At 69.3% G+C, this 635-nt stretch carries 1 protein-coding gene; it reads right to left on the bottom strand.

The genetic code is table 11. The features are described from left to right. A partial coding sequence (locus A5701_RS10190) for a VWA domain-containing protein (protein WP_156670035.1) occupies positions 1 to 635 on the bottom strand: 635 nt, incomplete at both ends.

The raw sequence follows: 635 nt of genomic DNA, 5'->3' as shown, positions 1-635 counted from the left end.
GGCCCGGCCACGGTGCGATAGCCGATGTCCTTCTCGATGGCGTTGTAGCTCTTGTTGAGCTCGGCGATGTTGCTGGCGGTGTAGGACTGCCCGCCGGACAGCTTGGCGATCGTCTTCATCTGGTCCGTCGAAACCGGGACGGCCACGCGCTGCCCGTCCATCTCGATCTCGCCGGTCTTGGTGCCGAACGAGATCGTCGAGATGGGCACCCCCTCGTCCCGGGCCAGCCGCGCCGCCGTGTAGACCCCGTCGTGCGGGTCGCTGGGATTGGACGGCTTGTTCTCCCCGCCGTCGGACAGCAGCACGATGCGGGCCGGGGGCGGGGTGTCGCCACCCGTGATGGCCAGGGCGCTCACCGCGTGCAGGGCGGTGAAGATGGCCTCGCCGGTGGCCGTGCTGTCGGCGAAGTCGAGCTTCTTGAGCGCGTCGATCGTCGCCTGGTGCTGCGGGGTGGGCGACACCAGCAGGTATGGCGTGCCGGCGAAGCCGACCAGGCCCAGGTTGATGCCCGGCGTGAGCTGACTGGCGAACTGGCCGGCCGCCTCCTCGGCGGCCTTGAGCCGGTTCGGCGGGACGTCGGTGGAGGCCATGGACTCCGAGACATCGATCACCAGCATCACGACCGCCCGGTTGAG

Source organism: Mycobacterium sp. E3305 (assembly GCF_001666785.1).
Taxonomy (GTDB): domain Bacteria; phylum Actinomycetota; class Actinomycetes; order Mycobacteriales; family Mycobacteriaceae; genus Mycobacterium.
Note: the sequence above shows the minus strand (reverse complement) of the source record. Positions and strands in the feature narration are given on the sequence as shown.